Raw genomic sequence first — 22,698 nt, 5'->3', positions numbered from 1 at the left:
CGTTTGCTACGCGCACGACGCCTGAAGCGTCATCGCGTGTGCCCATAAATTTCAACCGCATTGTCGGCAGACACGAGGCCGCTTTCGATGTCGTCGTTGACGGCTGTCGGCGCGCGCTCCCGGGGATCGCCGATGCCGGCGCCGCCTGGTGTCAGCACCACCAGCCGGTCGTCCGGCGGCACCTGCTGAAAGCCTTTTCCACGCAGCTTCTTGCCGGACTTCAGGCCGACATAGCCGGCCTCGCCGTTCTTGCCGCCATCACGTCCGCGTGGCGGATGATCGATGCGATCGAATGCCGCCAGGATGTCGAACGGCCCATCGACACCGCTGCCGACCTCGATGATCTGGCCGAGGCCCCCGCGGGTTCGCCCTGCCCCGCCGGAATCCGGACGCAGTTCCTTGCGCCAGAAGATCAGCGGCGTCTGCGTCTCGGCGATCTCAACCGGCGTGCCGCGCACGCCGCTGGGATAGGCGGTCGCCGACAGCCCGTCCTTCGCGAAGCGCGCGCCGGTCCCGCCATTGGAGGTCACCGCCATCGAAAATCCGTAATTGCCGCCGGCGCCCGAGCGGGTCTGGCCGCGCACGTTGAGATTCCACAGGCACGAGGTGCCTTCCGCGGGCACGCGCTCGGGAATGATCTGGCGCAGGCAGCCGAACACGACATCGGGCAGCATCTGGCCGATGATGTGGCGCGAGGCGACCGGCGCCGGCTTTGGCGCATTGAGGATCGCGCCTTTGGGAGCCGACACCGTCAGTGGCGAGAGCGAACCGGCATTGTTCGGAATCTGGGAGGCGACGACGCAGCCGAGACCGAACACGGTGTAAGCGATGGTGTAGGACAGAGGCACGTTGATGCCGAACCTGGACGCGGCCGAGGTGCCGTCGAAGTCGACGTGGATGCCTTCGTCCGAGATCGTCAGCACGGCGGCCAGCGTGACCGGCTCATCATAGCCGTCGACCACCATGGTGTTGCGCCAGCTGCCTTTCGGCAGTTTGGCGATCTCGGCCAGCACGGCCTCGCGCGAGCGGTCGCAGATGTAGTCGCCGAGCGCATCGAGCGAGTCGATGCCGAACTCGGTCATCATCTCGACCAGGCGCTCGCAGCCGACGTCGTTGCAGCCGGCGAGCGAATAGGTATCGCCCTCGGTGTCGATCGGCAGCCGCGTGTTGGTGCGGATCATCGCCATCAGCGTCTCGTTGACGACGCCCTGGTCGATCAGCTTCAGCATGGGGATGTAGAGCCCCTCCATGAACACGTCGGTGGCGTCGGGTCCGAAGCCGATGCCGCCGATGTCCATGAGATGGCTGGTGCAGGAAAACAGCGCGACCGGCTTGCCGTCCTTGAAGCAGGGCGTGGTGACGACGAAATCGTTGAGATGGCCGGTGCCCATCCAGGGATCGTTGGTGATGTAGGCGTCGCCCTCCTTCATCGTCTCGATCGGAAAGTGGGCGATGAAGTGCTTGACCGATTCCGCCATCGAGTTGACGTGGCCGGGCGTGCCGGTCACCGCCTGCGCCAGCATCCGTCCCTTGAGGTCGAACACGCCGGCCGAGAGGTCGCCGCATTCGCGCACGATCGGGCTGAAGGCCGTGCGGAGCAGCACCTGCGCCTGCTCCTCGACCACGGCGATCAGCCGGTGCCACATGATCTGAAGGTCGATCAGGCTCGCGCCGCTTGCCTTGCTCATGATCAGGCCGCCTTCCGTTCCATGACGATGCTGCCGGCACCGTCGATATGGGCATCAAAACTGTTGGAGACGAACGTCGAGGTCTCGTCCTCCGCGATCACGGCGGGACCTGCAATCGTCGCGCCTGGCGCCATGTCCTCGCGGCGATAGAGCGGGATCTCGATCACCTCCCCGACCCGGCCATCGAAGAACTTGCGGCTGCCGGTCGCCTTCCCGGCGGGCTTGCGCGTAACGGCCGCGACAATAGGCGGATTGCGCGCCTCGGTCGTCGCAAGCACCGACCAGCTCAAGACCTCGATCGCCGCACCCGGGATCGGCCGCTCGAACATCACCGCATAATCCGCCTCGAACTTCTGACGCAGGCCGGCCAGATCGGCCGTCGCCAGCCGCCGGTTCGGCAGTTCGATCGAGATCTCATGGCCTTGACCGACATAGCGCATGAAGGCCGCGCGGCGCTCGCGGACCGGCGCGCCTGCCGCACCCGTCTCGACCAGCGCACGCGCTTCGGTCACCATCTCCTGGAGCAGATCGGAGACCCCTTCGGTGTCGAAATCGTCGAGCCGCACATGACGGCTGCGCACCAGCTCGTAGGCGATCGGAGCCGCGAGGAAGCCAACGGCCGAGCCGACGCCGGCATTGGAAGGAACGATCACGCGGGAGACACCGATCTTCTCGGCGACGCGCGCCGCATGCAGAGGCGCCGCGCCGCCGAAGGCGATCAGCGTGTGCTGACCGACAATCTCACCGCGCTCGACCGCATGCACGCGCGCCGCGCTCGCCATGTTCTCGCAGACGACCTCGTGCACGGCATAGGCCGCAGTCTCTGCCGACAGACCCAGCGGCTCGCCGACGCTGCGCAGCAGCGCCTGCTTCGAGAGTTCAGGGTCGAGCTTGATCGTGCCACCCGCGAAGTCGTCCGGATCGATCATGCCGAGCGCGACGTCGGCATCCGTCACGGCCGGGCGCAGGCCGCCGCGGCCGTAGCAGGCGGGCCCGGGCTCCGACGAGGCACTCTCAGGACCGACCGTGACGCGCTTCATCGCATCGACATGGGCGATCGAGCCGCCGCCGGCGCCGATCTCGACCATCTCGATCACGGGAATCCGCACCGGCAGACCCGAACCTTTCAGGAAGCGCGCTGCGCGATCGACCTCGAACACGCGCGAGGTCTCGGGCTGGTATTTTTCGATCAGACAGATCTTTGCCGTGGTACCGCCCATATCGAAGGACAGCACCTTGCTCTCGCCGAGACGCGCCGCGATCTGCGCCGCGAAAATGGCGCCGCCGGCAGGACCGGATTCGACGAGGCGCACCGGAAAGCGCCGCGCCGTCTCGATCGAGGTGACACCGCCGCCGGAGGTGACGAGATAGATCGCGCCGCGGTACTGCTCGACCTGCAAGGCGTCGGACATGCGAGCGAGATAACCATCGATTAGCGGCTGCACATAGGCGTTGGCCACTGCAGTCGATGTGCGCTCATATTCGCGGATCTCCGGGCACACCGCGGACGATACGGTCACGGAAATGCCGGGCATCTCCTCACTGATGATCGCGGCCGTGCGGCGCTCGTGCTCGGGATTGGCGTAGGAGTGCAGGAACGCGATTGCGACGCTCTCGACGTTCAGCGCGCGCAATCTTGGCGCGAGCGCGCGCACCGCCGCTTCGTCCAACGGGAGGCGGACGGCGCCATGCGCGTCGATGCGCTCGGGCACGGTGAAGCGCAAAGATCGCGGCGCCAGCGGCTTCGGCTTGTCGATGGAGAGGTCATACTGGTCGTAGCGGCTCTCGGTGCCGATATCGAGCACGTCGCGAAAGCCCTCGGTCGCGATCAACGCCGTCTTGGCGCCGCGACGCTCGATGATGGCGTTGGTCGCGAGCGTCGTGCCGTGAATGAAGACGTCGATGTCGCTGATATAGGCGCGCGCATCAGCGAGAATGAGCCGCATGCCGTCCAGCACCGCCTCTTCCGGCCGCTGCGGCGTCGTCAGCAATTTGCGCGTCTTGCGCACCTCGCCCACGTCCAGCACGATGTCGGTGAACGTGCCACCGATATCGACGGCAAGCCGCACCTCGGCTCCCTCAAGCATTCCAAACTCTCCGTGCTGATCGTCAAGACCGAGGACAAAAGCGCAGCAATTTCCATGCCATGGATGACAGGAACATGCTGCCGTCCAGCTATTCTGCTTGGCACCCATGCAATAGGCAAGGCGTGTTCGCAGGCCGCGCGATCAGAGCAGGAATGCAAGCGCCGCTTCGCAGCGCTCCTCGACCTTCAGCGTGAGGAGATCATCGGCGCGGGTGCGTCCGAGATTGACCGCAGCGATCGGGATTTGCCGTTGCGCGGCCGCCTGCACAAAGCGGAAACCGGAATAGACCATCAGTGACGAGCCGACGATGAGCATGGCGTCCGCCTGCGCCAGATGATCCTGCGCGGTCACGACCACGTCGCGCGGGACGGTCTCGCCGAAGAACACGACGTCGGGCTTGAGGATGCCGCCGCAGGATTCGCAGGCCGGCACCTTGAACGACGAAAAATCCGCATGCTCCAGGTCCGCATCGCCGTCGGGCGCATCGGCCGCGTCGAGCGTCAACCATTCCGCATTGGCGTGGCCGAGCGTCTTCTGGAATTCGCTCCGCGGGGTCTTTTGACCGCAGCCCATGCAGCGGACCAGATCGAGCCGGCCGTGCAGGTCGATCACCTGGCGGTGGCCGGCGGATTGATGCAGCCGGTCGACGTTCTGGGTCAGCAGCATTCCGCAACGCCCGCTCGCCTCGAGCCGGGCGAGCGCGTGATGCGCATCGTTCGGCCTCGCCTGGCCGAACCGCCGCCAGCCGATCAGGCTGCGCGCCCAATAGCGCCGACGCGTATGCTCTTCCGACATGAAAGCCTGGAAGTTCACCGGCTGGGTCCGCTTCCAGTTGCCGTGACTGTCGCGATAATCGGGGATGCCCGAATTGGTGCTGCAGCCAGCGCCGGTCAGCACGAACAGATTTTCGTGCCGTCCGACGAAATCGCGGAGCGGATGATTTGCCATGACGCAGATGTAGTCTGCGCAGGCCGGTTTTGCCAGATGGCGAGGAAGCCCGCTAGCTTGCCCAGTTCTCGCGGAATTCGGGAAACAGCGTCAGACCTCCGCACGCATAGATGGTCTGCCCCGTGATGTAGCTGGCCTCATCCGAGGCGAGGAAGGCGAACACGCCGGCGATCTCCTCCGGCGTGCCGACACGGCCGAGCGGAATGTGGCTGGTGACCACACCGCGCTTTTCCGGATCGCCGGTCCAGGCCGCGTTGATTGGGGTGTCGATCGCGCCTGGACCGACCGCATTGACGCGAATGCCGCGGCCGGCGAATTCGAGTGCCAGCGTGCGTGTCAGATTGGCCATGCCGCCCTTGCTGATGGAATAGGCGAGGTAGCCGGGTTTCGGGATGATCTGGTGGACGCTGGAGCAATTGATGATGCTGCCGCCTGCGCCGCGCGCAACGAAATGCGCGAGCGCCTTCTGGGCGCAGAGCACGGCGCCGTTGAGATTGACGTCGATGATGCGGCGATAGGTGTCGATGTCGAGCGCCTCGCTCGGCGATTCCCGCTGGAAGCCCGCATTGTTGACCAGGCAGTCGAGACGCTTCCAGCGCGCCAGGATCGTCTCGAACATCGCGGCTACGTCCTGCTCGTTGCTGACGTCGGCCCTGACGACGATATGGTCGAGCTTGCCGTGGCCGCGATCGCTCGATGCCGTACGCGCGGACGCGAGCACCTCCTCTGCCTTTTCCGGATGATCGACATAGTTGATGGCGACGGTCGCGCCTTCCTGGGCAAGCCGAATGGCGACGGCGCGGCCGATGCCTTGCGAGGCGCCCGTCACCAGCGCGTATTGGCCGACGAGGCGCGAAGAAAAGGTGGTCGAGCGGTCGATATGTGGCATCGTTCTTCTCCGGGGGGACACATCAACATGGAGGGAACCGGCGTTTTGTTCCATCCGTCGGCGCACCGCTGGGATTCACTCCTAGCGGCGAGCCAGTCGCGAAGTCAGGATCTGGTACAGGATGATGGCGCCCAAGGTTGCGGTGCCGATCCCGCCGATCGTGAAGGCGCCGAATTTGAGCGTGAGGTCGCCGGCGCCTGCGGTGAGCGCGACCGCGACGGTGATCAGGTTTGCCGGACTTGAGAAGTCGACCTTGTTCTCGACCCAGATCCGGCCGGCCATTGCGGCGATCAACCCGAACAGCACGATCGAGAGCCCACCGATGACGGGACCCGGGATCGACAGGACCAGCGCGCCGAATTTCGGCGAGAAGCCGAGCACGATCGACACCATCGCCGCGAAGGCAAACAGCAAGGTCGAATAGACCTTCGTCGCCGCCATGACGCCGATGTTTTCGGCATAGGTGGTGACGCCGGTGCCGCCGCCGCAGGCGGCCACCATGGTCGCGAGGCTGTCGGCAAGCAAGGCGCGGCCGAGATAGTCATCGAGGCTCCGGCCCGTCATGGCGCCGACGGCCTTGATGTGACCGAGGTTCTCGGCGACGAGAATGATCGCGACCGGCGCGATCAGGACGATTGCATCGGCCTGGAAGGTCGGCGTGGTAAGACTCGGCAGGCCGATCCACGACGCAGCCGAAACTTGCGTGAAGTCGATCGGCCTGCCGAAGCCGAGGCCGTTCGCGAACAGCAGGTACAAAAGATATCCGCCGATCGCGCCGAGAATGATCGGCAGGCGGCGCCACAGGCCAGGCGCGCCAACGGCAACCACGCCGATGATCAGAACGGTCGCGAGCCCGATTCCTGTGTCGAACGCATTGGCGCTCACTGCCTTGACCGCCACCGGCGCGAGGTTGAGGCCGATCGCGGCGACCACAGCGCCGGTGACGACCGGCGGCAACAGCTTCTCGATCCAGCCAACCCCCGACCACATCACGACCAGCGCGATCAGGCCGTAGAGGACGCCGGCTCCTACGATGCCGCCAAGCGCAACCGACAGGTTCGGGTTCGGCCCGTGCCCGGCATAGCCTGTGGCGGCGATCACGACCGCGATGAACGCGAAGCTCGAGCCGAGGTAGCTCGGCACGCGCCCCGCGACGATGACGAAGAAGATCAGCGTGCCGATGCCGGAAAACAGCACCGCAACATTGGGATCGAACCCCATCAGCAGCGGCGCGATGATCGTCGAGCCCGACATTGCGACGCAATGCTGGAGACCGGAGACGACGGTCTGGCCAAGCGGCAGCCGCTGCTCGGGCATGATCACGCCGGAGGACTTCAGAATCCAACGCGGAAAATAGCCTTGCGCTCGCTCATCGGAGCCCGTTGCAATCGGCATGTTCCTCCCAGTTGCGGTGCAGCGACAGATCTTCGTGCGAACAGATAAAAATGTGATTGTCGCTTCTGCAGCGGCCATCACATGATGCAAATCAAACAAGATCAATACGTCCGGGGCCTATTCTATGACACACATTGCGATCCAGCCAGCCGTCCACCGCCGGCACCAGCCCTGGTACAAGATCCTCTACATTCAGGTGCTGATCGCGATCGCACTCGGGGTGCTCGTCGGCTATTTCTATCCCGATCTCGGCAAGGCCCTGAAGCCGCTCGGCGACGGTTTCATCGCGCTGATCAAGATGATGATCGCGCCGGTGATCTTCTGCACCGTGGTGCACGGCATCTCCTCGATGGGCGACCTCAAGCGCGTCGGTCGGGTCGGGCTGAAGTCGCTGATCTATTTCGAGACGGTCTCGACCGTGGCGCTCGCGGTCGGCCTGCTGGTCGGCGAGGTGCTCCAGCCCGGGCACGGCTTCAACATCGATCCCGCCACGATCGACCCGAAATCGGTGGCGACCTACGTCACCAAGGCCAAGGAAGAAGGCATCGTCGCCCATCTGATGGCGATCATCCCCGACAGCTATCTGGGCGCCATCGCACGCGGCGATCTGTTGCAGGTGCTACTGATCTCGATCCTGTCGGGCTTCGCCATCGCGTTCCTCGGCAAGGCCGGCGAGCCCATTGCGGAGGCGATCGACAAGGCCGCAAAGATGTTCTTCGGCATCATCCGCATCATCGTGCGCGTCGCCCCGATCGGAGCGTTCGGCGCGATGGCGTTCACCGTCGGTGCCTACGGCCTCGGTTCGCTGCTCAACCTCGCGGCCCTGATCGGCACGTTCTATCTCACCAGCATCCTGTTCGTGGTGGTCGTGCTCGGCGCAATCGCGCGGCTCGCCGGCTTCTCGATCTTGCGTTTCATCGCCTACATCAAGGACGAGCTGCTGATCGTGCTCGGCACCTCGTCATCAGAAACGGTGCTGCCGCAGATGATCCAGAAGATGGAGCATCTCGGCGCCTCGCGTTCGGTGGTCGGCCTCGTCATTCCGACCGGTTACAGCTTCAACCTCGACGGCACCAACATCTACATGACGCTGGCAACGCTGTTCCTGGCGCAGGCGACCAATACCCATCTGACCATCTGGCAGGAGCTCGGCATTCTCGGCATCGCCATGATCACCTCGAAGGGCGCCTCTGGCGTGACGGGGGCGGGCTTCATCACGCTGGCGGCGACGCTCTCGATCGTGCCCGACATCCCGATCCAGTCGATTGCGATCCTGGTCGGCATCGACAAGTTCATGAGCGAGTGCCGCGCGCTGACCAATCTGATCGGCAACGGCGTCGCCTGTGTCGTCATCAGCATCTCCGAAGGCGAGCTCGACCGCGATGCGCTGCACGAGACCATGGCCCATCCGCTGGAGATGGGTGAGGCGCTCGAACCGGGCGGCAGCGCCGCCTCCTAGGCCGCGCGCAGGTTGGGCGGCGTCCGGTTCCAACGCGGTAGTTTCCCGGAGTGGTAAATTGGAGCGACGCGAGTCACAACTGCTGCGTTGGGATCACGGATTGATACTCATCTTTTTCCACCCGACGCGCTGGGGGCAGGGCGTCGGGTTTTTGAAAATTGTCGTCGTGCCGAACCGCAAAGCGGGATCAAATGATCCTGCAACCGGCGCGCTGCCTCGGGGCAGCAAGATCGAGCCGTCGGGTAATCCCGATCGCCTGCAAAAACGCCTCATCATGACTGACGACGAGCAGCGCGCCGTCATAGGCCCTCAAGCCCGCTTCGACGGCTTCGATGGATTCGATGTCCAGATGATTGGTCGGCTCGTCGAGGATCAGCAGCGACGGCGGCATCGCTCCGCCCAGCACGCAGGCAAGGCCTGCACGAAACATCTGCCCGCCGCTCAAATGTCCCGCAATCTGCAAGGCGGCATCGGCTCGAAACATGAACCGGGCCAGCGCCGCATGGCATTCATTTGCACCCGCCTTCGGATGGAAGCGCCTGAAGTTATCCAGGATGGAGACCGCGGGATCGAGCAGGCTGGCCTTCTGATCGAACAGCGCAAGATCCGGCCTGACCCGCATGGTGCCGGAGAGCGGACGTAGTTCGCCGGCGACGAGTTTCAGCAGCGTCGTCTTGCCGGAACCGTTGGGTCCGACAATTGCCAGGCGCTCCGGACCAACGATCGCGAGCGATAGATCGCGCAAGACTTCCCGGTCCGGCCGATAGCCGGCGCTGACGCAATCGAGCCAAACCACCTCCCTGCCCGCTGGCAGCCGGGTCGAGGGCAGCTTCACCGACAGCGGCTGAAGAATCTCGATGCGCCGGCGCGCCGTATCAAGGGCCTCAAGCGCATCCGCACGCCGCCGCTCGGCGATCTGCGCGGTCTTGCCGCCGGTGTCTTCGCTACGGTCCTTGCGTGCGCCGGCCAGGATGCGCGGCATGTCGCCCTTGGCGCGCTTCTTCTTGCCCCCGCCGTCCTTGCGCGCTTTCCTCTCCGCGGCCTCCTGCGCTTTCCCGTCGATCTCGGACAGGCGCCTCTGGGCATGCGCGAGGTCGTGCCTGACAGCCGCGAGCGCAACGGCTTTCTGCTCGCAATAACTGCTCCAATTGCCGCCGTATCGCGTAGCTCCGAGCGACCTCAGCTCGACGATCGCATCCATGGTTTCGAGCAGGCTCCGATCGTGGCTGACGACGATCGCCCCACCGCGCCAAGACGCAAGGAAATCGATCACCGCCTTGCGCCCCTCCCGATCGAGATTGTTGGTGGGCTCGTCGAGCAGCAGGAAGTCTGGCTCCGCAAAGATCAGCGCGGCCAGACGAACCCGCGTGACCTGCCCGCCCGACAGGCGGTCGAGCTCGATCTCCGGAGCGACGTCGAACCCGACACGCGCAAGGGCGGACGTAAGCCGTGTTTCGAGGGTCCAATCGACCTCGGAAACCTCCTCGGCCAAGGCATCCCCGCGCTCGGCACGGCGAAGCACATCGAGCGCGGCTCGCGCACCGAACAGGTCGATCACCTTCGCGCCCGCAAGGGGCTGGACGTCCTGGCGCAACAGACCAACGGTTCCGTTGATAGCAACGCGCCCCGATTGAGGAATGTGCTCTCGCGAAATCGACGCAAGCAGCGTCGTCTTCCCGACGCCGTTGCGGCCGACGAGGCCGGTCCGCTCGGCGCCCAACGTCAGATCGATATTGGAAAAAAGAGAGCGGCCGTCAGGCGAGGACAGCGACAGGTTGGACAGGATGATGGAAGCAGGCATGGAATTCCCCGTGAGCAAGGCAGGTCGGCTTTGCGGTCGGGGTCAAATCCATGGATCTCGAATATCCTGTTTGAGGGCTCTCTAACTAATCCCATCGAAGGGCGAGATCAAGGCGAGGCTCTGAGGAACGACGGCGCGCGGAGCGCCGACGTCCGCCGCAGGCCCGCGCGATCAACCCTTGAGCGCGGTGACCACGACCTCGATCAGCGCGCTGCCGCCGAGATCGGCGACGCCGACGGTGGCGCGGGTCGGCAGATTGTCGCCGAAGAACTCGGTCCAGACCGCGTCCATCTCCTTCTTCTTGGAAAGGTCCGTGACGAAGATCGAGGTGCTCACGACGCGCGACTTGTCGGTGCCCGCTTCCTTCAGATAGCCGGCGATCTTGCCGAGGATGTTGCGGGTCTGCTCGCCCATCGACACAGAGGTGTCGTCGGCGATGGTGCCGCCAATGAAGACGAAGCCGTTGGCTTCGACGGCGCGGTGCATGATGGGCGTGCGGATGCTGCGGGTAATGCTCATGATGTCCTCTTTTGCTAGAGCGTGGAGGGGTGGAAACGGTCGATGCCGAGATCGCCGATGCGGGTCTGGGTGCCGCCGTTGACGATCAGCTCCGCCATGACGGCGCCCGCGCCGGGGCCGAGCTGGAAACCGTGCAGCGAAAAACCGAATTGGTGATAGAGGCCCTTGTGCCGGCTGCTCGGTCCAAACACGGGCAGATCGTCCTTGGTCTTGGCCTCGATGCCGGCCCAGGCCCGCATGATCGTCGCGTCGCGCATGACCGGGAACAGCTCGAACACGGTGCGGGCGCTGGTCGCGAGGCTTTTCCAGTCCAACACCGTCTCGTTGCGATCCTGATGGGGCGTAGCCAAATGGCCGCCGCCGATCAGCACCGTGCCGTTCTTGAATTGCTTGAAGGACAGCTTGCGGCCGCGCAGGATCACGACCGGATCGATGAAATGCGGCACGCGCGAGGTGATCATCAACATCGGCGCCACCGTCTCGACCGGAACGGGCTCACCGAGCGCGGCTGCGATGGTCCCGGCCCAGGCGCCGGCGGCATTGACGAGCACCGGCGCGGCAAAGCTCTCGGCGCCGACATCGACATGCCAGAGACCATCGGTGTGCCGGATATTCGTGGCGGCAATGCCCTCGCGCACGGTCGCACCTAGTTGCTCCGCCTTGCGACGGAACGCCGTCGTCGCCTGCGCGGGATTGGCCGCACCGTCGCGGCGCGAGACCACGCCGCCGGGACAGGTCTCGGCCACCGCCGGCACGAGGCGCCGCAGCTCTGCGGCATCGATCAGCTCTTCGTGGGTGAAGCCGAGCGCGTTGAGCTCGGCCACACGTGCGCGGCAGACCGCGAGTTCCTCTTCGTTCTCGGCGACGAGGACCTGGCCATAGCTCTCAAAGCTGCAATCGTCGTCGAGGAGATCGGTGATCTTCTCCCAGATACCCATCGAGCGGATCGAAAGCGGGATTTCGGGGATGTGCCGCGCAAGCTGGCGCACGCCGCCGGCGTTGACACCGGAAGCGTGCCGGCCGGCATAGTCCTTCTCGATCAGCACCGGCTTGAGGCCGGCGAGACACAGATATAGCGCGGTCGAGCACCCGTGGATGCCGCCGCCGACGACGATCGCATCCACGTTTTTCGTCATCCGCGCACCACCGCCTTGATGTCGTCTGCGCTCTTCGGAACGGCGGCGAGCTCGGCGAGCGTGATCGGCTTGACCGGCGCGCGCAGCCGGTAATAGCCAATCTCCTGCGGGCTCTTGCCCCGCGCCTGCGCCATCAGCTCGGTGACGGTGAGGCCGCAGAGCCGGCCCTGGCACGGCCCCATGCCGGTGCGGCGGTAGGCCTTGAGCTGGTTCGGCCCGGTCGCGCCGATCGCGACGGCGTCGAGAATATCCTTTGCGGTGACCTCCTCACAGCGACAGACGATGGTGTCGCCTGCGGGAATGCGAAACTGCGGCGCCGGCCGGAACAGCGTGTCGAGAAAAACGCGACCACGTTCGGCCTTGGCGAGATCGGCGCGGAGGCTCGCCATCGGCGCAGATTTTTTTGCAGCCGCAGGCGCCAACGCCTCCACTGCCGCGCGTGCCGCGATGCGGCCGCGCACTACGGCTGCGTTCGCCCCGCCGATGCCGGCGCCGTCGCCAGCAATCGCAATGCCGGCGACCGACGAATTGCCGCTGGCATCCAGCACCGGAGACCAGCACAATTGCAAATCATCCCAGCGATGCTCGATTCCGGCCGCCATCGCCAGATTGACGTTGGGCACGACGCCCTGGTGCAGCAGCAAGAGATCCGCAAGGACGGTCTCGCGTTTGCCGCCGGCGACATAGCTGACGTTCGCGAGTTGGCCGTCACCAGAGGCAGCAAGCTCGCTGACACCTGAGACGACCTGCACCTTCGCCTTCACCTCGCGCATCATCGACAAGCCCTTGGCGAAATACGGCGAGGTCAGGAAAGCGAAAGCGTGGGGGAGTGCGGCGAAATAGTTTCCGCGCTCGGTGGTGTCGAGAATGCGATCGATGCGACCGCCGAGACGCAAGATCTGCGCGGCGAGCAGCCAGAGCAGCGGCCCCTGCCCCGCGATCACCGTGCGGCCATCCGGCACCAGGGCCGATGTTTTCAACATGGTCTGCGCGGCGCCCGCGGTCATCACGCCCGGAAGCGTCCACCCGGGAATCGGAAACGGCCGCTCCAGCGCGCCGGTCGCGAGGATCACGCGCCTGGCCTTGACGAAGGCGGACGCGCCGCCGACCGAGACGGCGATATCGAGATTGCGATCGAGGCTCCAGACCGTTGCGCGCTGAATGACCTCCGCGTTGCCTGCGCGTAGCGCCTGCACGAGATCGGTACCGACCCAATAGTCCTCACCGAGCTGGCTGCGGTCGGTCACCGGCGTCGAGGCGATGGCACGAAACACCTGGCCTCCGGGGCCGATATTCTCGTCGAGCAGCAGCGTGGACAGGCCGGCTTCGGCGGCCGTCGCGGCGGCGGCAAGGCCGGCAGGCCCGGCCCCGATCACCACGACGTCATATTCTTCGCGCTTGGGAGCCACAGTCATTTCCCGATCTCCCGCTTGCCCTTCTGAATCTCGATCTGCATGCCGTCGGTGACCGGCACCAGGCAGCCCTGTCGGTTGCCGACGCCATCGATGGTGACGAGGCAATCGAAGCACACGCCCATCATGCAATAGGGCAAACGCAGCGCCCCGCTGACTGCGGTCGAACGGCGTGCATCGCAGCTCGAGGCCAGCAGCGCGGCGGAGACGGTGTCGCCCTGCCGCGCCGCGACGGCAACGCCATCGACGAAGATTTGCACCGCTGGCCGCTTGTCCTGCTCGGATCGTTTGAACATCCTGGCTCCTTCAATGTCCCTAGTAGCCGCTGTTGTTCGCGGCACCGGCGGCGCCAAAACGGCTGGCCGAGAACGCGCCGACCAGCTCGGGCTCGAGCGCGCCTTGCGCAACCATCCGCGCGATCTCGAAGGCGTGGTTGGAGGCGAGTGTCACCCCGGAGTGGCAGCAGGCGACGAAGGCACCGGGATGCGTCTCCGACTGGTCGTAGATCGGAAAGCCGTCCTGCGGCATGACGCGGATGCCGGCCCAGCTCCGGACCACGTTGAGCCGCGCGAGATGCGGAAACATGCGCTGGGCGCGATCCGTCATCACGGCGCTGATCGAGTGCTTCAGCGCGCGATCGTCGAGCTCGTCTTCCTTGCTGTCGCCGATCATCACCGTGCCCTCGTCGGTCTGGCGGATCGTGGTCAGCGGATGCGGCAGAAAGGGCATGGTGCGCTCGGTCACCACGATCTGGCCGCGGGTCGGGCCCATCGGGGCGTGGAGACCGACCATCGGCGCCAGGGTCTGGTTAGCATTGCCGGCGGCGAGCACGATCTTGGCGGCACGGAGCTCGCCCTGCGGCGTCGTCAGGCAGAATTCGCCGCTGCTCCTGCTGATCGCCGAGACCGGGCGCTCCGGAAGATAGTCGATGCCGAATGCCTTGAAGCCGGTGTGGAACGCACGAAACGTGCGCAGCGAATTGACGTGACCGTCGAGTGGACAATAACTGCCGCCGGAGACCTCGGGCCCGATCAGCGGCAGCGCCTTCTTCACCTCGGATGCCGGCAGCATCTCCATCTTGTAATCGGCGGCACCCGTCTGGTTGTGCATGCGCTTGACCAGCTCGGCGCGCTGACCGAACTCGTCCTCGCCAAGCGTCAGATGAAAACCGCCGTTCTGCTGAAGCGAGACATCGAGGCCGGTCTGCTGCTTCAGCTCCGAGGCGAGCCTGCTCCACGCCTGTGACGCCTGCACCGTCCAGACGGTATAGGCTGGCATGCCGAGCCCCTTGCTCTGGACCCAAACCAGCGCAAAGTTCGCGCGTGAGGCGCGCTTGGTGATGTCGCCTTCGTCGAGCACGGCCACCTTCTTGCCGAGTCTTCCCAGGCCCCAGGCGATGGCGGAGCCGAGCAATCCGCCGCCGACGACGGCGACGTCGTAATCTGTTCGCATGGATTCTCCTATCGCCCTGTATCGCCCTTGCCGGCGAGCACGCGGTCGAGCCCGTAGAAGCGATCGAGCAGAATGAGGGCGGTCATGGTGATCGCGATCACGCAGGCCGAGACGGACGTCACCAGCGGATCGATGTTGTCCTGGATGTAGAGGAACATGCGCACCGGCAGTGTTTCGGTGCCGGGTCCCGCGAGGAAGACGGTCATGGTGAGATCGTCGAAGGACTGGATGAAGGCGAGCGCCCAGCCGCTGATGACGCCGGGCAGGATCAACGGCAGCGTCACGCGGCGGAATAGCGTCCAGCCGCCGGCACCGAGCGAGACCGCCGCCATCTCGACCGAAAGGTCCATGCCGGTCGCCGCCGCCAGGGTCAGCCGTAGCGCGAACGGAAACACGATGATGACATGCGCGATGATCAGCGCGGCGAAGCTGCCGCCCATCCCGGCCGAGGTGAAGAAGCGCAGGAACGCGATGCCGAGCACGACATGCGGGATCATCAGCGGCGAGAGAAAGAGGGCCGCGAGCGCATCACGGCCGCGGAAGCGATAGCGCGCGATCGCGAGCGCCGCCGGTACCGCGAATAATAGCGCGACGAACGACGATAGTGCGCCCAGGCCAAGGCTGACCCAGAAAGCATGGACGAATTCGGGATAGTTGGCGATCGCCCTGAACCAGCGCAACGAAAAACCGTTTGTCGGCAACGACAGGAAGCCTTCAGGCGTGAACGCAACGAGGCAGACGACGAGGATCGGCGCCACCATGACGATGACAAAGATGGTGTGGAAGATCAGCGCGAGCGGGCCATTCCGGCTCATCGGAACACCTCCGCGTAACGGCGCTCGATCAGTGCGTTGCTGCCGACGACGATCAAGACCAGCGCGGCCAGCAGCAGCGTGGCGACCGCCGCCCCCAGCGGCCAGTTCAGCGTGTTGAGGAACTCGTCATAGGCCAGCGTCGCCGCGACCTTGAGTCGACGGCCGCCGATGATGGCGGGCGTCGCAAACGCGCTGGCCGAGAGCGAGAACACGATGATCGCCCCAGACAGCACGCCCGGCATGATCTGCGGCATGATGATGCGGTGGATGATGGTCGCAGGGCCGGCGCCGAGCGACATCGCGGCATTCTCGATCTGCGGATCGAGCCGCTGCAGCGCCGCCCACACCGACAGCACCATGAACGGCATCATCACGTGCGCGAGTGCGACCACCATGCCGGTTTCGGTGAACATGAAGGGGATAGGCGCGCGGATCAGCCCGGCCGACATCAGCAGCTTATTGACGAGGCCGTTGTTGCCGCCGAACAGCAGCGCCCAGCCGAGCGTCCGCGCCACCACGGAAATCAGCAACGGCCCCAGGATGACCAGGAGAAAAACGCTCTTCCAGCGTCCGCTCATGCGGTTGAGGATGTAGGCTTCGGGTGCACCGAGCACGGCGGTGAGCAGCGTAGTCAGGATCGCGATGCGAAACGTCCGCCCGAACATCTCGGCGTAATAGGGATCGGTTACGATCTCATGCCAGTTCTTGAGGATGAAGACCGGCTCGATGCCCTTGTACTGGCCCCAATCATGGAAGGACAGCATCACGGTCATTGCCAGCGGAATCAGGAGCACGCCGACGAACAGCATCAAAGCGGGCGCCGTCAGCGCCCAGGGCGTGCGTGCGTTTCGTTCCTCGGCGGAAGCGCTCATGCGACGCCCCTCACGCTCATGTCCTCGGGCCGCCAGGTGAGGTGAACGGCCTCGCCTTCGACCGGCTGCGACCGGCCGTCATTCTGGCGGATCACGGTCGCCGGGCCGCATTCGCTCTCGCACTGGAACAGCCAGTGATTGCCCTGGAAGATGCGTGTGACGATCTTTGCGCTGAGGCCCGCGTCGCCAAAGTCGATCCGCTCGGGGCGAATGCTAATGGTGACGGGACCGCTGCGCCCGACATGCGCAGGCGCGCTCCACGAGCCGACAATCAATCGCCCAGGCGCACTGGTCCGATCGATCGTCGCGGCAAAGTCGTTGGTCTTTCCCAAAAACTGCGAGACGAAGGCCGAGGCCGGCTTCTCATAAGTCTCTTGCGGCGTGCCGATCTGCTCGATCCGGCCCTGGCTCATCACCACGATGCGGTCGGACAACGACATCGCCTCGTTCTGGTCGTGGGTGACGAGGATCGTGGTGGTGCCGATGGTACGCTGGATCTGGCGCAGCTCGATCTGCATCTCCTCGCGCAGCTTGGCGTCGAGATTCGATAGCGGCTCGTCGAGCAACAGCACGCTCGGCTTGATCACCAGCGCGCGCGCCAGCGCCACGCGCTGCTGCTGGCCGCCGGACATGCGACGCGGATGGCGATCCTCGTAGCCGGCAAGCCCGACCATCGCGAGCGCTGCGCGAACGCGCTCGGTCCGTTCGCCGCGCGGCACATTGCGCATCTCGAGCCCGAAGGCGACATTCTCGGCCGCGGTCATGTGCGGAAACAGCGCGTAGCTCTGGAACACGATCCCGAGCCCGCGTTTGGCCGGATGGATCGCGGTCAGATCCTTGCCTTGCAGCCGGATCGCGCCGCGGGTGGGATCGAGGAAGCCCGCGATCATCTGCAGGGTCGTGGTCTTGCCGCAGCCGGAGGGGCCGAGAAAGGAGACGAACTCCCCCTTCCCGACCGCGAGACTGAAGTCGTCGACGACAGTCTGCGCTCCGAATTGCTTGGCGACCCCTTCGAGCTCGAGATAGGCCATCGCACTGTCTCCGGGATGACCGATCAGCGCTCGACCTCGCGATTCCAGCGCTTGGTCCATTCCTCGCGCTTCTCGTTGATGACGGTCCAGTCCGGATTATAGAGCTTTGCCGCGCGCTCGCCGATCGGCGCCATCTTGCCGAGCTCGGGCGGGATCACCAGCGATTTCAGCACCGGGCCGTAGCCGTAATCCTTCAGCATCACGAGCTGGATCTTGGGTTCGAGCAGCATCTTGACGAAGCTAGACGCAAGCGGCGAGGCGTTCGGCTTGGTGATCGGACAGGCGGTCGTCAGCAACGTCGCGGCGCCCTCCTTCGGATAGACGAAATCGACGGGGAAGCCGGTATTGGCAAAGCTCTGCACGCGGCCGGTGCCCCACACCGCGATCACAGCCTGCCCGGACTGGAACAGCTCGGTCATCTTGCCCGGCGACGGCTCATAGGCGAGCACGTTCGGATTGATCTGCTCCTTGAAGATCTTGAAGCCGGAATCGACATTGGACTCGCCGCCGCCATTCATCTTCGACAGCATCACCAGCGCTTCGAGGCCATAGGTGTTGTTGATCGGCGGGATCACGAGCTGCTTGGCGTATTTCGTGTCCTTGAGATCGTTCCAGGAGGTCGGCGGCGCCCAGCCCTTCTCCGCAAACACCTTGGTGTTGTACATCAGGCCGGTCGCGACGATGCCGATCGCGACCGCACGATCGTCCTTGAAGCGCGCGGTGTCGTAGAGATCGGTCGGCAGGCCATCGAGCTTGCCGCAGAAGCCGAGTTGGATCGCCTGGTACATCGGGCCGTCGTCAACGATGGCGACGTCGATCTGCTGGTTGCCCTTCTGCGCCTGGAGCTTGGCCAGCGTGTCGGTGGAGTTGCCGGCGACGTACTCGACCTTGACGCCGTTCTCCTTCTCAAAAGTCGGGATCACCTCGTCGCGGATGGTCTTCTCGAACGAGCCGCCATAGCCGGCGACATAGAGCGTCTTTTGCTGAGCCGTGGCAACCGAGGGGGCGGCGATGAGGGCCGCGATGCTGACCGCTGTCAGAAGGCGAAAAGTCTTCATGTGGTCCGATCTCCATACCGGGATGAGGTGACGTGCCGACGAGTCTCGTTGGCTGAACCTTCCGCATTTCCTTCCGCGCAGATCCCTCTCCGACTAGGGCTCCAGCCCTTGCGCGGCGAATTTTGGCGCGATCCGGAGGTTTAAACCCCTCCAATCTGCCGAAAAAGCGGGCCGTCTCCAGCACTGATGAAAAAGATCGCAAACTCCGGCTTCCATCGTCCAATGAATAATGGCAGCCTCTGCATGCCTAAATATTATGAATGGAAATGGGGATGGCCCGGATCAATTCGCGGCAGGTGGAGGCTTTCCGGGCGACGATGCTGACCGGCAGCGTGACGGAGGCGGCGGCGCTGATGACCGTGACGCAGCCGGCGGTCTCCCGGTTGCTGCGCGACCTCCAGGCGCTGTTGAAGATGGAGCTGTTCGAACGGCGCGGCACCGGCCTCGTGCCGACCGCTGCGGCCATGGCACTCTACACCGAAGTCGAGCGCTCCTTCGTCGGCCTCGAACGCATCACCGCGGCAGCCGAGGAAATCCGCGGCCGCCGCACCGGCTCACTGCGGATCGCGGCACTTCCAGCATTGTCGAATGGCTATTTGCCGCGGCTCACCGGGCACTTCCTGAGGGAGCGGCCGAACCTCAACCTCGCTTTCTTCGGCGTGATCTCGCCGATCGTGGTCGACTGGGTACTGAACAATCAGTGCGACGTCGGCTTTGCCGAGGTGCCCATCGCGCATTCGGGCTTGCCGAGCCAGAAGCTGCCGGCGCCCGCGCGTGTGGCTGTACTGCCCACCGGTCACCGCCTCGCGGAAAAGGAAGTGCTGGAGCCCCGCGACTTCGAGGGCGAGACTTTCATCTCGCTGTCGGCGGGCTCGTCGAGCCGCCACCTCGTCGACCAGGTCTTCCATCGCCACGATGTCCGCCGCGTGCTCAGGGTCGAGACCACGCTGTCGGAGATCATGTGCGGCATGGTGTCGTCAGGACTTGGCGTCGCCATCTGCGATCCCTTCACCGCCCAGGAATTTTCCACCCGCGGCGTCGTCGTGCGCCGCTTCCTGCCGCGCATCGACTTCGAATTCTCGGCGGTCTTTCCGGCACAGCGCAGCCCCTCGCCGGTAGCGCTCGATCTGGTCGAGACCATACGCAAGGCGCTCGCCGAATTCGACGAGCCACCCCTCAGCCGTTGAACGCCGCCTGTGCCTCCGGCAGGTCCCAGATCTTGCCAATCGCAGCGGTGCCGGCAGCCGTGATCGCCGCCTCGTCGGCGCCGAGATAGCGGCCGGCATCGACCAGCATGCGGCCGTCGACCATGACCTGATCGATATTGGCGCGATTGGCGAGCGCGATCAGCGCGCGGCGCGGGTCGAACAGCGGCTGAAGATGCGGATGGGTGAGATCGACGATCGTGAGGTCGGCGGTCGCGCCCGGCTCGATACGGCCGAGATCGGGCCGCTTGATGACATCGGCCGCGATTGCCGTGTTCGCCTCGATCAACTCGGGCGCGTTCGCGACATCGGCACGCGCCGAGGTGATCTTGGAGATCAGCGACGCCGCATTGAGCTCGCCGAGCAGGTCCATGTTGTAGCCGTCGGTGCCGACCACCGTGCGCACGCCGTGCTCCGCGAACTGGCTGAAGGCCGCGGTGACGCCGGCGCGCGCGAACACGCGCGGGCAGTTGAGAACCGTCATACCGCGCGCGGCCATCAGCTTGAGATCGTCATCGGTGCTGAACATGCAGTGTGCCGCCATCAGGTCGGGCGCCAGCAGGCCGAGCCAGTCGAGATATTGCGCCGGCGTGCGGTCGCCATAGCGCTTGCCGATGGTTTCGACCTCGGCGCGGCTCTGCGCCATATGCGTCGTGACGGGCACGCCGAGCTCGCGTGCCCGCGCGGCACAGGCCCTCAACAGATCAGGCCCGCAGGTGTCGGTGGCATGCGGACTCATCGCAAGGCCGATGCGGCCGTCGCCGCGATTATTCCAGCGCTGGTAGAGTGCATCCCAGGTCGCCATGTCGGCTGTGCCGTCATCGCCGGAATAGTGCACCACGCCGTCGGGGCCGGCCTTGGCGTCCGACGTCGAGAACAGATAGGGCGCGCCGTAGAAGCGGATGCCCATCTCCTCGGCGGCATCGAACATCTCCGGGATCGAGTTGCGGAACGGCTCCATCACCGTGGTGGCGCCGCCCTTCAGGAGTTGGAGGATGCCGAGCCGCGCGACCGCCATGCGCTCTTCCGCCGACAAGATATCTGCACCGCGCTTGGTCAGCGGCAAAAGCACCGTGTAAACGATGCTCTGATTGTTGCGGCGGCCGTTGCCGTCCTCGGTGTGGCTGCGCGCCAGCGCTTCGGAGAAGCAGTGATTGTGCAGGTTCAACAGGCCCGGCAGAACGAAGCGGCCGGGACGGTCATGCACCTCGTCCGCCCGCGGCTTGTCGCGCGTGACCGCGGCAATCTTCTTGCCTTCGACCAGAACCCAATGGTCGCGCAACACGTCCTGCGCGCCGTCCTTGCGTGACAGCACATAGCTGCCGAAGATTGCGATCATGCTCATGCGGGGCGTACGTTCCAGAAGACGGCGGTGCCGTCGAGAATGCCGGTGATGGCTTTGCGATAGGCGGTCGGCTGCTTGTACAGGCCAATCGGAATATAGGGGATTTCCTGGAAAGCCACCGCCTGGATCTCACGGCAGATGCGCTGCTGCTCCGCGAGCTCGGAGGCCGCCAGCCACTGGCTGCGGAGCCCGGCCATCTTCTCGCTCGCATACCAGCCGGCGACCTTGCCCTCACCACGGATATTGGTGTTGCCGGCCGGATTGAGCCAGTCGATGCCCTGCCAGTTGCCGACCGCCGCGCTCCAGCCGCCCTGCCCGATCGGGTCCTTCTTGAGTTGGCGTTGCAGCACCACGGCGAAATCGAGCCCGGCATATTCGACGTTCATGCCGGCCTTGCGCAAGGAGTCGACGGCGATCTCGCCAAGCGGCTTCTGCGCCAGTGAGTTGGTGGGCACGAGCACCACGACCTTCTTGCCATTATACCCCGCGGCCTTGAGATCGGCCTTCACTTTGGCGTAGTCACGCGGGCCGCGGAAGACATCGAGGCCGACATCGCTGGCCATCGGCGTATTCGGCGCGAAATAGCCGATCGGTGAGACCTGGAAGTTCGGATCGGTACCGGCCACCGCGGTCATGAAGGCGGATTGATCGATGGCCCCCAGGAGCGCGCGGCGAACGGCAGGATTGTCGAACGGTGGCTGAAGATGATTGAGGCGCAGCATGCAGGCGTAACCGCGGGGATCGAGGATCCGCGTCTCGATGTCGCCGGCCGCCTTGATGATCGGCAGCAGGTCGTGTGGCGTGGTCTCTTGCCAGTCCTGCTCCCCGGTCTGCAGCGCGGCGACGCCGGTGCCGGCATCGGGCGTGGTGGTCCAGACCACCCGATCGTAGTGCACGATCTTCGGGCCCGCTGTCCAATCCGGTTTGCCGTCCGTGCGCGGCTGATAGCGCTCGAACCTGGCATACGCGTTGCGCGCACCCTGCACGCGCTCGTCGGCGAGATAGCGGAACGGGCCGCTGCCGATCACTTCGGTGAGCGGCTTGAACGGATCCTGGCCCGCCAGCCGCTCCGGCATCATGAAGCACGCGTTGATCGCGGCCTTGCCCAGCGCTTGCGGCAACAGCGGGAATGGACGTTTGAGGCGGAAGCGGATGGTGCGGTCGTCAGTGGCCGACAGCTCGTCAGTCGCCTCCATCAGCTCGCCGCCAAAGCCGTCGCGCGCGGCCCAGCGGCGGATGCTCGCGACGCAGTCGCGGGCGAGCACGCGCTCGCCATCGTGCCAGAACAGACCGTCGCGCAAGCTGAGGTCCCATTGCAGCCGGTCGCCGGAGACGACATGGCCCGACAGCATCTGAGGCGAGACCTGGAGCGAAGAGCTCATGCCGTAGAGCGTGTCGTAGACCATGAAGCCGTGGTTTCGCGACACTTGTGCCGTCGAATAGATGGGATCGACGAAGGCGAGGTCGATCACCGGAATGAAGCGTAGCGTGGTCTGGGATTCGGCGCGCAGGATGCCCGGAAATGACAGCGCCGGCACCGCGGCTACGGCCTTGAGGAGCGAACGGCGGGAGACGGGCATTGCAAG

19 protein-coding genes are annotated in these 22,698 nt (G+C 65.1%); 2 read left to right on the top strand and 17 right to left on the bottom strand.

Going from position 1 to position 22,698, the window contains the following annotated elements:
- Nucleotides 1–29: 29 nt before the first annotated feature.
- The 5 genes from IVB42_RS25155 to IVB42_RS25135 form a co-directional block, all read right to left on the bottom strand.
- A complete protein-coding gene (locus IVB42_RS25155; RefSeq protein ID WP_018453765.1) occupies nt 30–1,688 on the bottom strand; it encodes a hydantoinase B/oxoprolinase family protein in 1,659 nt (552 codons plus the stop codon).
- A gap of 2 nt (nt 1,689–1,690) precedes the next feature.
- Nucleotides 1,691–3,775, bottom strand: coding sequence for a hydantoinase/oxoprolinase family protein (locus IVB42_RS25150; RefSeq protein ID WP_018453764.1), 2,085 nt, complete (start codon nt 3,773–3,775; stop codon nt 1,691–1,693).
- A 141-nt stretch (nt 3,776–3,916) separates the two neighbouring features.
- Nucleotides 3,917–4,723 (bottom strand): NAD-dependent protein deacetylase, encoded by an 807-nt coding sequence (locus tag IVB42_RS25145; RefSeq protein WP_018453763.1) that lies wholly within the window; start codon nt 4,721–4,723, stop codon nt 3,917–3,919.
- 52 nt (nt 4,724–4,775) lie between these two features.
- Nucleotides 4,776–5,612, bottom strand: coding sequence for an SDR family oxidoreductase (locus tag IVB42_RS25140; protein ID WP_247294038.1), 837 nt, complete (start codon nt 5,610–5,612; stop codon nt 4,776–4,778).
- A gap of 81 nt (nt 5,613–5,693) precedes the next feature.
- The gene (locus IVB42_RS25135) at nt 5,694–7,007 is read right to left on the bottom strand and encodes a solute carrier family 23 protein (RefSeq protein WP_247471326.1); all 1,314 of its coding nucleotides are present in this window, start codon (nt 7,005–7,007) and stop codon (nt 5,694–5,696) included.
- A 124-nt stretch (nt 7,008–7,131) separates the two neighbouring features.
- Between IVB42_RS25135 and IVB42_RS25130 the strand changes: the two genes are divergently transcribed.
- The gene (locus tag IVB42_RS25130; RefSeq protein ID WP_018453760.1) at nt 7,132–8,466 is read left to right on the top strand and encodes a dicarboxylate/amino acid:cation symporter; all 1,335 of its coding nucleotides are present in this window, start codon (nt 7,132–7,134) and stop codon (nt 8,464–8,466) included.
- 187 nt (nt 8,467–8,653) lie between these two features.
- On the opposite strand, the gene IVB42_RS25125 is transcribed toward IVB42_RS25130, so the two are convergent.
- The 10 genes from IVB42_RS25125 to IVB42_RS25080 all read right to left on the bottom strand — a co-directional run bounded on the left by IVB42_RS25125 (nt 8,654) and on the right by IVB42_RS25080 (nt 18,562).
- Nucleotides 8,654–10,267 (bottom strand): ABC-F family ATP-binding cassette domain-containing protein, encoded by a 1,614-nt coding sequence (locus IVB42_RS25125; RefSeq protein WP_247471324.1) that lies wholly within the window; start codon nt 10,265–10,267, stop codon nt 8,654–8,656.
- Between the two features lie 171 nt (nt 10,268–10,438).
- Nucleotides 10,439–10,786 (bottom strand): RidA family protein, encoded by a 348-nt coding sequence (locus tag IVB42_RS25120; RefSeq protein WP_007596366.1) that lies wholly within the window; start codon nt 10,784–10,786, stop codon nt 10,439–10,441.
- A 14-nt stretch (nt 10,787–10,800) separates the two neighbouring features.
- Nucleotides 10,801–11,922, bottom strand: coding sequence for an FAD-dependent oxidoreductase (locus IVB42_RS25115; RefSeq protein WP_018453758.1), 1,122 nt, complete (start codon nt 11,920–11,922; stop codon nt 10,801–10,803).
- The gene (locus tag IVB42_RS25110; RefSeq protein ID WP_018453757.1) at nt 11,919–13,337 is read right to left on the bottom strand and encodes a (2Fe-2S)-binding protein; all 1,419 of its coding nucleotides are present in this window, start codon (nt 13,335–13,337) and stop codon (nt 11,919–11,921) included. Before IVB42_RS25110 ends, IVB42_RS25115 begins: the two co-directional genes overlap by 4 nt.
- Entirely contained in the window at nt 13,334–13,630 is a 297-nt protein-coding gene (locus IVB42_RS25105; protein WP_018453756.1) for a (2Fe-2S)-binding protein, read from the bottom strand. The genes IVB42_RS25110 and IVB42_RS25105 overlap by 4 nt, the downstream gene beginning before the upstream one ends.
- Nucleotides 13,631–13,649: 19 nt before the next feature.
- A complete protein-coding gene (locus tag IVB42_RS25100) occupies nt 13,650–14,786 on the bottom strand; it encodes an FAD-dependent oxidoreductase (protein ID WP_018453755.1) in 1,137 nt (378 codons plus the stop codon).
- 8 nt (nt 14,787–14,794) lie between these two features.
- Nucleotides 14,795–15,601: an ABC transporter permease gene (locus tag IVB42_RS25095; RefSeq protein ID WP_018453754.1), complete on the bottom strand. Its 807-nt coding sequence runs from the start codon at nt 15,599–15,601 to the stop codon at nt 14,795–14,797.
- Nucleotides 15,598–16,473 (bottom strand): ABC transporter permease, encoded by an 876-nt coding sequence (locus tag IVB42_RS25090; protein WP_018453753.1) that lies wholly within the window; start codon nt 16,471–16,473, stop codon nt 15,598–15,600. Before IVB42_RS25090 ends, IVB42_RS25095 begins: the two co-directional genes overlap by 4 nt.
- A complete protein-coding gene (locus IVB42_RS25085; RefSeq protein ID WP_026232591.1) occupies nt 16,470–17,504 on the bottom strand; it encodes an ABC transporter ATP-binding protein in 1,035 nt (344 codons plus the stop codon). Before IVB42_RS25085 ends, IVB42_RS25090 begins: the two co-directional genes overlap by 4 nt.
- A 23-nt stretch (nt 17,505–17,527) precedes the next feature.
- On the bottom strand, nt 17,528–18,562 hold the full coding sequence (locus tag IVB42_RS25080; protein ID WP_018453751.1) for an ABC transporter substrate-binding protein: 1,035 nt from the start codon (nt 18,560–18,562) through the stop codon (nt 17,528–17,530).
- 272 nt (nt 18,563–18,834) lie between these two features.
- On the opposite strand from IVB42_RS25080, the gene IVB42_RS25075 reads away from it, so the two are divergent.
- A complete protein-coding gene (locus IVB42_RS25075; protein ID WP_018453750.1) occupies nt 18,835–19,749 on the top strand; it encodes a LysR substrate-binding domain-containing protein in 915 nt (304 codons plus the stop codon).
- Here the strand turns inward: IVB42_RS25075 and IVB42_RS25070 are convergent.
- Together IVB42_RS25070 and IVB42_RS25065 are read right to left on the bottom strand one after the other, a co-directional pair.
- Nucleotides 19,739–21,112 carry an amidohydrolase family protein gene (locus tag IVB42_RS25070; RefSeq protein WP_247471321.1) on the bottom strand — a complete coding sequence of 458 codons (1,374 nt, stop codon included), beginning with the start codon at nt 21,110–21,112 and terminating at the stop codon, nt 19,739–19,741. The two genes, IVB42_RS25075 and IVB42_RS25070, sit on opposite strands and share 11 nt — an antisense overlap.
- Nucleotides 21,109–22,692: an ABC transporter substrate-binding protein gene (locus IVB42_RS25065; RefSeq protein ID WP_018453748.1), complete on the bottom strand. Its 1,584-nt coding sequence runs from the start codon at nt 22,690–22,692 to the stop codon at nt 21,109–21,111. The genes IVB42_RS25070 and IVB42_RS25065 overlap by 4 nt, the downstream gene beginning before the upstream one ends.
- Between the last annotated feature and the right edge of the window lie 6 nt (nt 22,693–22,698).

It is taken from the genome of Bradyrhizobium sp. 45, from assembly GCF_023073155.1.
In the GTDB taxonomy this organism is placed as follows: Bacteria; Pseudomonadota; Alphaproteobacteria; order Rhizobiales; family Xanthobacteraceae; genus Bradyrhizobium; species Bradyrhizobium canariense_D.
This window is presented reverse-complemented; position numbering and strand designations above follow the sequence as displayed.